The organism is Mucilaginibacter phenanthrenivorans, from assembly GCF_024721155.1.
Lineage (GTDB): Bacteria > Bacteroidota > Bacteroidia > Sphingobacteriales > Sphingobacteriaceae > Mucilaginibacter > Mucilaginibacter phenanthrenivorans.
This window is the reverse complement of record NZ_JAHVAP010000012.1, coordinates 84,232-99,255: the sequence shown is the minus strand read 5'-3', so window position 1 is coordinate 99,255 and position 15,024 is coordinate 84,232. Positions and strand designations below refer to the sequence as shown.

The 15,024-nt window shown below is 43.3% G+C and carries 13 protein-coding genes; 8 read left to right on the top strand and 5 right to left on the bottom strand.

The genetic code is table 11. From position 1 onward, the window contains the following. The first annotated feature begins 57 nt into the window (after positions 1 to 57). On the top strand, positions 58 to 747 hold the full coding sequence (locus KXD93_RS24545; RefSeq protein WP_258140078.1) for an FkbM family methyltransferase: 690 nt from the start codon (positions 58 to 60) through the stop codon (positions 745 to 747). Here the strand turns inward: KXD93_RS24545 and KXD93_RS24540 are convergent. The 4 genes from KXD93_RS24540 to KXD93_RS24525 all read right to left on the bottom strand — a co-directional run bounded on the left by KXD93_RS24540 (position 744) and on the right by KXD93_RS24525 (position 4,677). Beyond that, positions 744 to 2,078 carry a porin family protein gene (locus KXD93_RS24540; protein ID WP_258140076.1) on the bottom strand — a complete coding sequence of 445 codons (1,335 nt, stop codon included), beginning with the start codon at positions 2,076 to 2,078 and terminating at the stop codon, positions 744 to 746. The two genes, KXD93_RS24545 and KXD93_RS24540, sit on opposite strands and share 4 nt — an antisense overlap. Further along, positions 2,075 to 2,662: an RNA polymerase sigma factor gene (locus tag KXD93_RS24535; protein ID WP_258140074.1), complete on the bottom strand. Its 588-nt coding sequence runs from the start codon at positions 2,660 to 2,662 to the stop codon at positions 2,075 to 2,077. The genes KXD93_RS24540 and KXD93_RS24535 overlap by 4 nt, the downstream gene beginning before the upstream one ends. 91 nt (positions 2,663 to 2,753) lie before the next feature. Continuing rightward, positions 2,754 to 4,034, bottom strand: a complete 1,281-nt coding sequence (locus tag KXD93_RS24530; protein WP_258140072.1) for an MFS transporter — start codon at positions 4,032 to 4,034, stop codon at positions 2,754 to 2,756. 205 nt (positions 4,035 to 4,239) lie between these two features. After that, entirely contained in the window at positions 4,240 to 4,677 is a 438-nt protein-coding gene (locus KXD93_RS24525) for a MarR family winged helix-turn-helix transcriptional regulator (RefSeq protein ID WP_258140071.1), read from the bottom strand. 229 nt (positions 4,678 to 4,906) lie between these two features. Here KXD93_RS24525 and acpA point away from each other — a divergent pair, with 229 nt between their 5' ends. The 7 genes from acpA (at position 4,907) to KXD93_RS24490 (ending at position 13,749) form a co-directional block, all read left to right on the top strand. Next, the gene (gene acpA, locus KXD93_RS24520; RefSeq protein ID WP_258140070.1) at positions 4,907 to 6,346 is read left to right on the top strand and encodes an acid phosphatase; all 1,440 of its coding nucleotides are present in this window, start codon (positions 4,907 to 4,909) and stop codon (positions 6,344 to 6,346) included. 89 nt (positions 6,347 to 6,435) lie between these two features. Continuing rightward, the gene (locus KXD93_RS24515; RefSeq protein WP_258140069.1) at positions 6,436 to 8,223 is read left to right on the top strand and encodes a cytochrome c peroxidase; all 1,788 of its coding nucleotides are present in this window, start codon (positions 6,436 to 6,438) and stop codon (positions 8,221 to 8,223) included. A gap of 234 nt (positions 8,224 to 8,457) precedes the next feature. Next, on the top strand, positions 8,458 to 11,793 hold the full coding sequence (locus KXD93_RS24510) for a DUF4175 family protein (protein WP_258140068.1): 3,336 nt from the start codon (positions 8,458 to 8,460) through the stop codon (positions 11,791 to 11,793). Position 11,794: 1 nt separating this feature from the next. Continuing rightward, positions 11,795 to 12,217: an ATP-binding protein gene (locus tag KXD93_RS24505; protein WP_258140067.1), complete on the top strand. Its 423-nt coding sequence runs from the start codon at positions 11,795 to 11,797 to the stop codon at positions 12,215 to 12,217. Then, entirely contained in the window at positions 12,217 to 12,648 is a 432-nt protein-coding gene (ybeY, locus tag KXD93_RS24500) for an rRNA maturation RNase YbeY (protein ID WP_258140066.1), read from the top strand. The genes KXD93_RS24505 and ybeY overlap by 1 nt, the downstream gene beginning before the upstream one ends. A gap of 87 nt (positions 12,649 to 12,735) precedes the next feature. Then, the gene (locus KXD93_RS24495; RefSeq protein ID WP_258140064.1) at positions 12,736 to 13,251 is read left to right on the top strand and encodes a glutathione peroxidase; all 516 of its coding nucleotides are present in this window, start codon (positions 12,736 to 12,738) and stop codon (positions 13,249 to 13,251) included. A 276-nt stretch (positions 13,252 to 13,527) separates the two neighbouring features. Next, complete coding sequence (locus KXD93_RS24490) at positions 13,528 to 13,749, top strand: hypothetical protein (RefSeq protein WP_258140062.1); 222 nt, start codon at positions 13,528 to 13,530, stop codon at positions 13,747 to 13,749. Positions 13,750 to 13,849: 100 nt separating this feature from the next. On the opposite strand, the gene KXD93_RS24485 is transcribed toward KXD93_RS24490, so the two are convergent. Further along, positions 13,850 to 14,953, bottom strand: coding sequence for a mechanosensitive ion channel family protein (locus tag KXD93_RS24485; protein ID WP_258140060.1), 1,104 nt, complete (start codon positions 14,951 to 14,953; stop codon positions 13,850 to 13,852). Positions 14,954 to 15,024 lie beyond the last annotated feature (71 nt).

The following is a 15,024-nucleotide window of genomic DNA, read 5'->3' as shown; positions in this document are numbered from 1 at the left end:
TATTATTTCGTTGCGTACTTGATTAAGAGAAGCCAAAGCACCCTTAATCATTATTCAATGGAAACATTTAAATTAAACTTTAAAGGAAAATTCACTACCGGAAGCGCTTTTTCGGGTAGCGGTTATTCAACCGACCAGGGGAACCTTATTTGCCGGTCACTCCTTCAAAGCAGGGAAGACTCGAATGGCGCCTGGGTAGATATTGGCACACATCATCGTTATCCTTTTTCAGATACAGTACACTTTTTTCAAAAAGGCTGGCGGCGGATTGTTATTGAGGCAGCCTCGGGTTCCGCAAATCTCCTTAAACTCATTCCAGGCCAGGAGCTCGCCGGTTTAAGCGCGGAACGCGAGCAGGAACGAATAATAAAGCTTTTAAGCGCCTTTAACAAAGCAAAACCTGGGAATAACCTTGATCCTGCATCGCAGCAAAAAACTACGTCACCGTCATTCGCTGTCAATAAAACGGTTAACACCAGGAAAACTTCTATTGCCAGGGTTCTGGAGGATTGTTTGCCCGCAGGGCAAACAATTGATTTTTTAAGCCTGGATGCGGATGGGTTTAATTTACGGGCATTAAAAGCAATTAACTGGAGTAAACATGCGCCATTGTTCGTTATTGTTAAAAGTGAGGCCGGTATGAAGCGGATGTCCGGCTCAGTTATTTATAACCTGTTAAAGAAAAAAAGGTATGAGCCGGTGTTCAAAACACCCAACATTTGTTTTTTTAAACTTACAGAGAATTAGTGTTCCTTCTTTTTAAAGGTATACTTTATACCTACCTGGAAAGAATGGTAAAATTGTTTATAGTTACCCAAGCCTGTATTAACGCTGTAAGGCGTTATGTTTTGCTGATACAAGCCCTCGATAGTAAAATGACCCGCCCTGAAGTTTATTCCACCAGTGATCCCAACAGTTACTTTATTGATGCTGTTATACCTTAACGCTGAATCAATAGATTGCGAATGGCTGAGCGTGTCAGTATACCGCGGAACGTTTCCTACTTTATTGGTATGCCGGCTTTGGCTTGCCGAAAAATTGATCTGCGGACCTGCAAGTATGCTTAAAGTGTTGGAAATCTTGTATTCGAGGTTAACCGGAACGGAGATAACATTGAGCCTTCTTGAATCAGTCACATTAAATACAACGGTGTCGGGCCTGCTATAGCTTGGATGAACAATATTCCCCAAAAGCGTGCGGTTTATATCAACCCGAATGCCACTGTTAAGCTGCCATTTTGAAGTTAGCGGATACCCAGCCCAGAAACCAAACAGCACATTAGTTCCGGCTCCGGAAGTATTCAGGGCAGCCTCGGCAGAAAACTCAAATGGGGAACTGCCGGACGGTCCCTTTGGCTTTTTGATCTTAGTGACTTTGGACGAGCCGGCTTTATTCACCGTTATTTTGGAGGATCCGCTTGCATCTAACGCTTTAAGCAGCCCGGCATTTACCAGGTAATTCGCGCCTGTTAAGGGTTGTATTGAATTACTTATGTTTAACAAGTGCCCAATAGCTGCGGTTCCTGGGGTTGAAGTAATTGGGTCAAATGCCTGTTGCCGGCTGAAACTTTGCTGCGGGGTTAATAAGCTATAACCAGCAGTCATATTTTTATTAATGTAAGGTGCTTTAACAGCTGCCTGAACCGGTTTACTCACATTCGTGCCATTTAAAATTAAAGTAGCTACATTTTTATTGTTTGCAGCAAAGCTTTTTTTAATGGCGATTGAATCGGTTTTTGTGTTAACGGAGTCGTGATAAGTAGCTTGTGTTTTAACTGCACTTTCAACAACAGGGTTTTGTTGGTGCTTTGGTGTTATTTTATTTTTAACCGGATGTTTTACAACGGCAAAGGTTACCAGGCCAATCATTGCTGCGGCCGGTAAAACAAACCCCAATACCGACACAATGGTGCCGCCTGTTGATTTTCCGCCCCGATTTTTATTTGGAGAGATATTTACAGGCAAATGCTCATCAAGCGAGGTCCTCATATCAGCCCACGAGGTATCCGCATCATCCCTTACAGGATATTGGTTAACCTTTTTAAGCCAGAGTTTATGATACCATGCTGAATTTTTCATTTTGTTATTTTGTTTTTTTCAGATGGATAACCATTGCTTTTAGCCCCGTGGCTCAGCAACTCTCTTAATTGTTTTTTGGCCTCCGCTAAGTGCCATCTTGATGTGCTTTCACCAATATTTAATTGTTCGCCTATTTCTTTGTGGCTGTAGCCGTCAATAACATATAAATTAAACACTGCCTGCGTTGCAGCTGGTAACATGCGGATACTATTAACCAGGTCCTCTGCGTAAAGCTTTTGCAGGGCCGCGGGTAATATAAATACATCTTCAGTTTCTTCTGTAGTCCACTTTTCAGTTGCGAACTTTAGCTCCCTTCTGTTTAAATCAATACAGGTTCGTACTATTATCGTTTTTATCCAGGTATGCAAATCGCCCTTTTTGTAATCAAAGCTCCCGATGTGTTGGAAAACCTTTAAAAAGCCTGCGTTTAATGCCTCCTTTGCAAGCTCGTCTGTTTTAAAATAGCGGTAGCATAACCGGATCATTTCTGCATAAAACAATTTGTACAAATCCTCCTGTGCCGCGCGGTCATTGGCTATACAGCCCTTTACAAGCTTTGTTGATTGCTTAACAAAAAGATCCATTCAGACAATTACGGAACAATATTAGATTACCCTGTTGGTAATATTACGCAGCAACACGGCGAAACGCTGGGAAATAATAAAATTATTTTTGTTACACTGTTTGCATAGGGTGTTCCTGTTCCTTCAGCACCAAATCATGCTCATGTTTTAGCTTTTCCCTGCGCAGGTAGCGCCAGTGGAGCAGGCCTATCAGCAAGGCTGCAATACCTTCAAACATCAGCGTATCAGCTGCACCCACATATTTGGAAATAACCCCCACCAAAAGTCCGCCCAGCGGCTGCATTCCGAAAAAAGCCAGGGCGTAAAAGCTGATCACCCGCCCGCGCATTTCTGGCGCTACAGTGGTTTGGATAAGCGTATTGCTCACTGTAATTTGCGACATCATACCGAAGCCTGCCACAACGGCAAAGGCCAATGCCAGTCCGTAAGTATGCTCATGCGAGAATAAAATCAGCCCCGTGCCGAATACCAGCGTATTAATGAACAGGATCTTTTTCAAATTGGCCCCGGCCTTTTGCGATGCCAGGAAAATGGCCCCCGAAAATGCTCCGAGCCCAATGAAACTGTCGATAACGCCAAACGTTGAGGCCGTGCCTTTAAACACATCCCTTGCGTAATAAGGGATCAGTGTGCTGAAAGGCAACACCATCAGGCTCACCAGCGCCAGCATGATCAATACGAAGGCAATTGAAGGTGTGCGCTTGATATAAGCCCAGCCCTCCTGCAGTTCGCCAAATACGTTTTTTGGATGATTCTTTTTGATGTATTTAGGCAGGCGCATCATCAATAATGAAGCAATAACTGCAACAAAGCTCAGGGCATTCAATAAAAAGCAAACACCATCGCCAAAACTTTCCAGCACGATGCCGGCCAATGCCGGGCCTATAATGCGCGACAGGTTAACCATTGATGAATTTAAAGCCAGCGCGTTGGGTAGATCGTCCTTATCGTCTACCATCTCGTAAACCAGCGATTGCCTGGCCGGTACGTCAAAAGCGTTGATTACACCGAGCACTACGCTCAGGCTGATGATCTCCCAAACTTCGTAATGTTTTAAAAATATCAGTATGGATAGCAGCCCGGCCTGGATCAGCGAGGCTATCTGTGTGGTAAGCAAAACGCGATACCGGTTATACCGGTCAGACACTACGCCACCTACCAGCGAAAATAAAAATGAAGGGAATAAGCTGGCAAAAAGTGTTATCCCCAGCATAAGGGTTGAATGTGTTAACGAGTAAATTACCCAGCTAACCGCTGTTTTCTGCATCCACGTACCGATAAGCGATACGGATTGCCCTGCAAAATATAAACTGTAATTGCGGCTTTTAAAAGCCCTGAATGTTCTGAATGTTGTTACTGTTTCTGTTGTCATTAAATTAAATTCCTTTTATTCACGTATCTGTTAACACCCTGCGTCATTGCGAGGAACGAAGCAACCTCTGCACAGGACAATCAACGAACCTTTATGCTGATCGGACCTTACAGCGGCCTGATTGGTTGCCACAAATATTTTCGTTCCCTGATCTGCACAGTTTAAAGTTTGCTTCGTTCCTCGCAATGACGATTAGGACACGATCTCATTTCAAATCCACAATCTTACCGAGAGGCACAATAACCTGTTTCAGCAACTCCCGCTCTTCAATGGTACAGGCCCTGTTAATAGCACCGGCCAGCCATTCGTCGCGCTCGTGCCTGAATTGCAGTAAGACGCGTTCGCCCTGTTCGGAAAGCGAAATGTTTACCTTCCGTTTATCAGTTTCAGATGCTGTGCGGGTGATAAAACCCAATTCAGACAAATGATTCAGCACCTGCGACATGGATTGATTGGTAATCATTTCGCTGGCGGCAAGCTCGCTGGGGAGCATGGCTTTGTTTTGATGCAGCAATGCCATTGTAGAACGCTCGGTAAGCGAAAGACCGGAACCGGATGGCGACTCCTTGCGCAGCTTTTTTATAACCCTGATCATTGCGTTACGCAACTCTGACGCAAATTGAATGTCCTTATCTTCTGTCATATATTAATAAGTTAAACTAATAAGTTTACCTTACAAATATACGATCAATATTTATCCCGGTAAACTTTACATTATCATTTTAAAGCAATTATTGATGTGGACATTAACTTAATGTAAACAACGGTAACATAAGGTTAATAAAACCATCATCCGGCAATAACATTCTGTTTACCCCGGTTAGCGTTTTTTACATCTGAAATTAAAACAGACAATTAAATTTTTCTCTCCTATGAAATTCAATTATTTACTTTTAAGAAAAAGGCCTTTAGCCATCCTTGCAGGGCTGCTGCTTACAAGCACTGCTTTTGTAGGTTGCCATAAAGATAAATCGATAGTTACCGGCGCTACTATCAACAGTGTAAACCACGTAGTGGTGATATATTTGGAAAACCACAGTTTTGATAACCTTTATGGTTCGTTCGAAGGTGCTAACGGTTTATCAAACGCCACGGCTGCAAATACAACGCAGGTTGATGCCCAGGGTGTGGCATATCAGTATCTACCTGTTCTGACTGGTGTTCCGGACATAAGCGCCACAGGTACAACCCCCGTAGTTGCGTTCCCAACTAATTTGGCGAATACTTATTTTAATATTGATCAATTGGTGCCAAATAGCGCAATTACGCAGGACGTTTTACACCGTTACTACCAGGAGCAAATGCAGATTGACGGCGGCAAAATGGACAAATTTGCCTTGTACAATGGCAACTCTGCTGCTTTATCGCAGGGTTACTATAAAACCGACCTTTTACCATTACTGCCAATGGCAAAAAAATTCGTCCTGTGCGATAACTTCTTCCACAGTGCATTCGGCGGGTCGTTTCTTAACCACCAATGGTTAATTGCTGCTGCCAGCCCAACATTCCCGGGTGCACCAGCCAGCATGATTGCTAAACTAAATGCTGATGGTACTCCTACCACCGGTGCTAACGGCGCGATAACCGGAGATGGAACAGTTACCCCAGACGGATTTGTTGTAAACACAAGCTATTCAGTTAATATGCCTCACCCCGCTACAGCAAAAACAGAACAACTTGTACCTAACCAAACTAACCCAACTATTGGCGACAGGTTGAGCGACAAAAATATTTCATGGGCATGGTATTCAGGCGGCTGGAACGATGCTTTAGCCGGGCATCCTGATCCTAGCTTCCAGTACCATCACCAGCCGTTTATATACTATGCAAAATATGCCGATGGAACTCAGGCAAAAAAAGACCACCTGAAGGACGAAGCCGATTTTATAGCTTCCGCTAAAGCGGGTACTTTACCTTCAGTATCATTTATAAAACCATTGGGTACCTATAACGAGCACCCGGGATATTCTGACGTAGCGCTTGGCGAAAACCACGCATTAGAATTGGTGAACGATGTGCTTAACGGTCCCAACGGAAAAGATGCTGTAATCATTATTACTTATGACGAGCACGGCGGTTTCTGGGATCACGTTAATCCACCGGTAATTGACAAAAAATGGGGACCTGGTCTGCGTGTTCCTACGCTTATCATTTCGCCCTTTGCAAAACAAGGCGTTGTTGACCATACGCAATATGAAACAGTTAGTATCCTTTCATTCATCGAGAAAAGATGGGGTTTAACTCCGCTTGCTGATCGCGATAAAAATGCTAACCCGTTTTCAAACGCATTTAATTTTTTAATAGCAAAATAAACTCTTTTCTTAAACCTGTTTCGCATTCAAAATGTATTATCGAAGCAAAAGGGGACGGCAGCAGCTGTTCCCTTTTGGTATTTTAAGTAATGAAGAAATTTAGCATAATAGCAGCCATTTTAATCGCCATTTCGGGCTATTTATTTTATTCATGCAAGAGGCTGAAACCTAATCCGGAAAAGGCAATTGCGCAAACACTCCTAGCCCAGGTTGACAGCTTTGCTCAGGCAAGAAATAACTTGCTTGCCGCTGTTAACAGCAATAGCGTTGATGAAAAAAAGGCGCAAAGACTGTTCCTGGATACAAGGCTGGCCTATAAAAAAATGGAATGGGCCATCGAGTTTTTCGATCCTCAAAATTCAAGGTTTGTGAACGGGCCCCCGGTACAGGAAATTGAAATGACCGGGCAGATCTTTGAACCGGCCGGGCTGCAAGTTATCGAGTCGCTGCTATTCCCTAAATACGACCCGAAAAGGAAACCAGAGCTGATCAACCAGCTCAATCTTTTACAAACCGGCATTGACCGGTATAAACGGCGGTTTCAATTTGTTGATATCCTTAATTGGCAGGTGTTTGACGCCACAAAACAGGAGATCTTCCGGGTGCTGGCGCTTGGCATCAGTGGCTTTGATAATCCGCTTACATTAAAAAGCATGCACGAATCGGCAACGGCTTTGCGGAATGTGCAGCAAGCCATAATATTATATGGCGACGATGATGATGCAGGAAAAATGAACAACCAATTCAGCGCGGCATGTTCATACCTTGAGCAGCATCCCGATTTTAATTCATTCGACCGTGCAAAATTTATAACCCAATACGGCAACCCCTTGACCGTTAGCATCACTGAACTTGAGAAAAAATTAAAGATCCAAACGATAACCTACAATTACTTATTGAACCAGGGTGCAAAAACACTGTTTGATAAGGATGCCTTTAACGTGAATGCTTATGCCCCCGGGCTGGTATCATATACCAGCGAAAAGAAAATTGCCCTGGGCCGCGTATTATTTGCTGACCCTATCCTATCAGGCGGCAGGGACAGGAGTTGCCAAACATGCCATCAACCCGACAAAGCCTTTACCGACGGACTTGTTAAAAACACCGTGATAGGAACTAATTTGCCGCTTAAAAGAAATACGCCCACACTAATAAATGCGGCATTACAGCCAAGTCAGTTTTACGACCTGCGGGCAGGGAGCCTTGAAGACCAGGCAAATACCGTTGTTGGAAATAAGGATGAGATGCACGGATCAATGAAAATGGCGACAGAAAGGCTTTGGCAGAATAAAGATTATCGCCGCTTATTTGCCGATGCATATCCCGTAAAAAACCGCGCCGGGATAGATACAATGGAAGTAATGAATGCCATAGGCTCGTATGTGCGCAGTCTTGTATCATTGAATACACGCTTCGATCAATATATGCGGGGTAATAAAACGGTCATGAACCAGGAAGAAATTAACGGGTTTAATTTATTTATGGGGAAGGCAAAATGCGGAACCTGCCATTATATGCCGCTGTTTAACGGCGTTTTCCCACCGCAGTACTCATTAAACGAAAGCGAAGTTATAGGGGTGCCGAAGACCATCGCCAAAACGGAAATTGATACCGATATGGGGCGATACAACATACTAAAGGTTGAAGCCTTTAAACATGCATTCAAGATCAGTACCGTACGCGGTGCAGCCCGCACCGCGCCATACATGCACAACGGCGTTTTCACGACCCTTGAGCAGGTAATGGATTTTTACAACAAAGGCGGTGGCGCAGGATTAGGCTATAAGGTAGAGAACCAGACACTATCTCCGGAGAAATTGAATTTAACGGAAAAGGAAAGCGGCGAGGTTATTGCGTTTATAAAGGCGTTGAACTAAGATTTTTTGGATTGATAGGATTATAAGAGGGACCGGGACTTACAGATTTTAAGGATTTTTCTGATTTTAGAATAATAGGGACTACTCTTTAATAGAGAAAGGCATCATATTCCCCCTCCAATCCTTTAATCGTAGTTCAAAAAAAAGCATCCTAAAATTCTACTAATCCAAAAAATCTTAGTTCCATATGATATTTGTAGTATTTTCGTTTAATACGCTATATTGTGTGGGAATATGAATGCTACCGATAATTATGAGCTCTTAATTGATAAGATCAACATCTTTATCCGGAAGTACTATTTCAATAATTTTTTACGGGGACTGATATTTTTGGGCGCGGGGCTATTCTCGGCCTATGTGGTGATCACCCTGAGCGAATATTTCGGCAATTTTAATATCCTGTTTCGCACGCTGCTTTTCTATTTATTTATTGTGCTGAATGTCGGCCTGATAGCCTGGCTGATCGTGCCATCGTTACTTGCCTGGCTAAAGGTGGGCAAATCATTAACACATGACGAGGCGGCAGAGATCATCGGCAAACATTTTAACGATGTGCATGACAAGCTGCTGAACACCCTGCAGCTTAAAAAACTGGCCGGCGAGGATGAGAAGCATCGCGCGTTGATTGAGGCCAGCATCAACCAAAAAATAGAAACATTAAAACCGGTGAGCTTTCCATCGGCTATAAACCTTAAGGAAAACCGAAAATATTTAAAGTGGATCCTGTTCCCTGCCGCGGTGATCTGCATTATTGCGCTGGCGGCGCCATCTATCCTCACAGAAAGCACAAAAAGACTCATTCGTCATAATGAATATTTTGTACCGGTTGCTCCGTTTAATTTTGTGGTGCAGAATAAAAGTTTGTCGGTTGTGCAGGGTGAGGACCTAAAACTCGATCTTAAGCTGGAAGGAGATAAATTGCCCAATGATGTTTATGTAGAAACCGCCAACACTACCTTTAAGCTTGATAAGGAAAACATTAGCAAGTTTCATTACCTGTTCACCAATTTGCAGCAGAATACAGCTTTTAAATTAACAGCCAATGGCTTTACATCGGCACCGTATGAAATAAGAGTAAACCTGCGCCCGGCATTGCTGCATTTTGATGTAGCACTCACCTATCCGGCGTACTTGCATAAAAAAAATGAAACGCTTAAAAACGCAGGCGATCTGACTATTCCCGCAGGTACGGTTGTTAACTGGCAGCTGCATACCCAAAATGCTTCAGCCGTGCGATTTGACATGAATGGCAACGGTGCCAATGTTGTTTCAACAACACCAGATGTTTTTGAACATAAGGAACGCATCATTAAAAACAGTGTCTACAAAATAACACCCATTAATATTCAGGTGAATCATAGTGACTCGGCAAGCTACCGCGTTAATGTAATTGCCGACGAGATGCCGGCTATTACTGTTGAGGAAAAACAAGATTCGGTAAGTCTTAAAACGCTCTATTTTAACGGGCGCATCCAGGATGACCATGGGTTTTCGTCATTAACGTTTCATTACGCGGTTGGCGCTCCTGGTGATAAGGCCAATATAAAACAATATTCAAAACCTGTTAAGGCCGACCTGGCGCAGGTGCAATCCGACTTCTTTTATTTCTGGAACCTGAAGGAGATGGGTATAAAACCAGGTGACCAGGTTACTTACTATTTTGAAGTTGCAGATAACGATGGTGTTAACGGACCAAAGAAGGTGCGCTCGCCGGAACGTACCCTCAATATCCCCGATGCTAAGGAACTTAACGATCAACTGAATTCCGGCACGCAGGCCATCAAACAAAAAATGGAATCGGCCATTAAAATTGCCGGGCAGATAGAAAAGGATTCGCAGAAACTTAACCAGTTGCTGCTGAATAAAAATACGCTTTCATTCGATGAGAAAAAACAGATCCAGGATTTGTTGCAAAAACGCAAGGATTTGAATGATTTGGTAAAAGAAGTACAGGCAGATAATAAAAAGAATTTATACAACCGCCAGGAAAACCAGCAGCAGGACAAGGATCTTACCGAAAAGCAAAAGCAAATGGAGCAGTTGATGAACAATATGCTCGACCCTAAAACCGAAGAAATGCTGCAGCGGTTGCAGGAGATGCTGGAGCAGGAACAAAAGGAAGGAGCACGTGATGAGCTGCAAAAAATGCAGGGGGATAACAAATCGCTGAAAAAGGAGCTTGACCGCATGTTAGAGCTTTATAAAAAGTTGGAGTTCGAACAAAAGTTGAATCAAAACGTTGACCAGCTTAACAAACTGGCCGATCAGCAGCAAAAACTCTCTGACCAGGGGCAGCAACCTAACCCGGATCAACAGGGATTGCAGAAGGAGCAGCAGAAGTTGAATAACGACTTCCAGGATATCAAAAAGTCGCTGGATGATTTGAAGAAGACAAACGAACAGGCCGAGCACAAACAACCGTTTGAGGACCCGCAGAAAGAAGAGCAGAGCATTGAGCAAAAAATGGAGCAAAGCGCGGAGGACTTAAAAAAGAACGACAGCAAGAAGGCATCTAAATCGCAAAAGCAGGCGGCCGACGAAATGAAGCAGATGGCTGATAAGATGCAGCAAAAGGAATCGGAGGGCGAAGAGAGTGAAAATGCAATTGATGAACAACAATTACGCGAATTGTTAAAAAATCTCGTTAATAGTTCATTCGACCAGGAGAGAGTGATGCAGGCGCTGAAGAATATGAACCCAACAGACCCCAGTTATATTAAGCTGGCGCAGGACCAGAAGAACATAAAGGATAACCTGAAAACTGCCGAGGATAGCTTATATGCCTTAAGCAGGCGGGTGCCGCAGATCCAGAGCACGGTGAACACAGAGGTTACCAGCATAAACAGCCATATTGATGGCGCTCTTGAAAACCTGGGCGACAGGCGCACGGCCGAGGCAACCCGCAACCAGCAATATGCAATGACGTCGATGAACAACCTGGCGCTGTTATTGGCCGAAGCTTTGGACAATTTGCAAAACATGCAGAAAAAAGGGAAGAGCGGAAAAGGCAAGGGGAAAAAGCAATCAATTGGGCAGCTGGCTAAAATGCAGCAGCAGCTTAATCAGAATATGCAGAAGGCGCGTGAGCAGATGCAGCAGCAGGGTAACCAGGGAAAAAGTTCCTCGGGTAACAATGGAAATATAAGCGAACAATTAGCTAAATTAGCGCGTCAGCAACAGCAGATCCGGGAGGCGTTACAGCAGCTAAACCAACAAGAAAACAAGGACGGGACGGGCGGTTTGGGAAATTTAGATAAAATTTCGAAGGAAATGGAACAAACGGAGCGCGATCTCGTAAACAGGAGAATAACCGATGAAGCTATCAAGCGACAACAGCAAATTCAGAGCCGGTTATTAGAGGCCGAGAAGGCTGAGCAAGAACGGGAACAGGACCAGCAGCGCGAAAGCAAAGCAGGAAAGGATGTGCCGCCGGGATACATAAAAGCATTGCAGGAATACCAGCAAGCCAAAGAAAAACAAACAGAACAGGTACGGACCGTTCCGCCTGAACTAAATTATTATTATAAATCAAAAATTAAATATTACTTTGATCTACTCAACGCAAAATGACATGGACCAATCAAATGTTCAAGCAGGTGAACTTTACACCTTACAGCTTCCTTCAAAACAAGAAAGCATAACTTTGCTGGAAAATTTGATAGAAGAAATTGCCGATAAACACAATATCAGCGAAGACACCTTTGCTAATATGATGACTTGCCTTAGTGAGGCTGCGAATAATGCTATAGTTCACGGCAACAAGCTTGACGAAAACAAAAAGGTTATTGTGAACGCCGACATAGAAGGCCGCCGCATTATCTGGACTGTTACCGATGAAGGCGACGGTTTCGACTATAACAACCTGGCCGACCCAACAGCACCGGAGAACCTGGAGAACCTTACCGGGCGCGGTGTGTTTATAATTAAACACCTTGCTGACCAGTGCATATTTAACACCAAAGGAAATGAAGTTGAACTTCACTTTAAGATCTAATGCCTGCCATCAGCTTTTTTGAAGAAGACATCACCTATAAGTTAAAAAACAAGACTGCTGTAAGGCAGTGGGTTACAGAAACCATACAAGCCGAAGGATATAAGCTTAAGGAGCTTACCTATATCTTTTGCTCGGATAATTACCTTTTACAGATAAACCAGCAGTATCTTAACCATGATACTTATACTGATATAGTCACGTTCGACAACTCGGACATCCCAAATACCATTGTTGGCGATATTTTTATTTCTATTGACCGGATTCGCGAAAACGCGCTCAAATACAATCATTCAGAAACAGAGGAATTACACCGGGTAATTATCCATGGTGCCCTGCACCTGGTAGGCTACACAGACAAAAAGCCGGCCGACAAGAAAAAAATGACATTAAAAGAAGATTTTTATTTGAATAGGAGAAGCTTTATTAGCTAATTTTACTTTTGTTCCCAATAACAAGAGGCAACGCATCTTTAAAAGTCAACGTATATCCTGTTACACTAAAACCAATATATTAATACCATGAAAATACTTGCATTAATTTGCGCTTTAACATTTGTTACTGTGGCGCCAAAATCGGTTTATGAATTTAAGCTGAAATCAATTGAAGGAAAAGCTTTTTCACTGGCCCAATACAAAGGAAAAAAAGTTTTGATCGTCAACACTGCCTCGAAATGCGGATTTACCCCGCAGTACGCTGAACTGCAGAAACTTGCAGAGCAATACAAAGACAAGGTTGTTGTTGTTGGCTTTCCGGCAAATAACTTTGGTCAGCAGGATCCGGGCAGCAACAGCGAGATCAAAACTTTTTGCGAAAAACGTTTTGGCGTAACCTTCCCGCTTAGCGAAAAGGTGAGCGTAAAGGGCGATGACATCGATCCTTTGTTCAAATATCTTACAGAGGCCCCAAACCCTGACTTTACAGGGGAGATCAAATGGAACTTCGAAAAATTCCTGATTGACGAAAATGGTAATTTGATTCACCGCTTCCGTTCTGCAACAACTCCTTTATCGCCGGAGATCACAAAATATTTGTAAGCAACAACGGGAAAAACACTCGTAAAGGCTTTCGGGAACACCGGGAGCCTTTTTTATTTGCTTAACCTACGCCGATCGCCCTAATTAAGGCCAATTCTCCAAAACCGCAATATGAAATTTCTAAAATTTGGCCGTGTTATTCCCGAAAGTTGTTAAAAGCAAATTAAAATTGAGTAATAATTAAAAATTTCACAAAAGTTAATATTGCTATTTTATTTTCTTTTTTGTATCGTTTTGAATGATTATCTTAGTACTTCACAAATAATCTTATCAATTATGGAAAAATTAATAATATTACGAATATTTTTTTGCTTTCCCCTAATAGGATTTATCCTTCCGGACCTCGGTTCATTGCTCTCGACGAAATCTGTAGGCATACCAATGATCCATCTTTTGATGGAAGCTGTACTTATCGTTATTGTCGCCATTTGCACCTGGTTCATAAATGCACCAAAGCGCAAAGACAACACACCGGCAGGTGGCCAGCCGGCTGTATAACTAATTGAAGGGTAAATGCAGGCAGGCATTTTGGTCGGCGGTGTTGCAGTTGTGCCATATTGTAATTATTCCTTTGGGCTGTTTGAGAGGCGTAGCATACCTATACGTCAGTAGGCGGTACATTAGCCTTATCAATCGCCACACTCTCCGTCATCACTATCCTGTTCACCGGTAGGCTCTCCGGGTGATTATCCTTAACGTATTTTATCAGCCCTTCGCGGATATAGCAGCGTAAATCAAACGCCTTTGATGAGTTGCTCGCACTCACTAAAACCCGGATCTCCATAGTTTTTTCTTTTGCATCGGTAACCTGGATAACTTTTACTCGCTTATCCCATAGGTTAGTGGCGGCCAGCAGGCGGTCAAATTCTACTCGCAAGGCATCAACCGGGGTATTATAATCAAGGTACAGGAAAACTGTACCCAGGATCTCGGATGTGGTTCGTGTCCAGTTCTGGAATGGTTTTTCAATAAAATAGTTAATGGGCAATATCAGCCGGCGCTGGTCCCAAATGTTCAGCACCACATAAGTTAAGGTGATGTCCTCAACCCGGCCCCATTCACCCTCAACCACCAATACATCGTCAATCCGGATGGGCTGCGTAAATGCAATCTGGAACCCGGCAAGCAGGTTACCTAATGATTTTTGAGCTGCAAAACCGATAATGATGCCGCCGATACCCACACCGGTAAGCAAACCCGCGCCAATTTTACGTACATTATCAAAACTGAGCAGGATGACGGCGATGGTTATAAACACAATCACAGTTGCCAGTAACCGCTTAATGAACTGCATTTGTGTACGGATCTTACGCTCCCTGAGGTTATCGTCCTTGTTAAGATCGTAAGTATGGTAAACATAATCCTCAAAAATGTTAATGGTATTAATTAGCACAACGGCAAACGAGATGATCAGCAAAATCTGGATAGTTCGGGATAATATCAGGTCGTATTGCGGGCTAAGCACCATCATTGGCTCCATAATGTTCAACACAAGGACTGGCACAAAATGGTTCATGGGGCCGCTGAAATGGGTAATAATGCTGCGAAACAGGGAATAGTCGGTATACTTTTTATTATAATTAAGGAGGGCTTTAACGGTAAACTTCACAATCAGGCCGATTATAACGGCCGATGCCACAATAATTATATTCCAAACAAGCGGCTGGATCCGCCCAGACCAGGCTTCTATAATATCCTTCATAATAAGTAACCTACCCTCATAACATTACGCAGTTAATTTTGTTGGCTATTAGTTTTACTTAAGACCTGCCC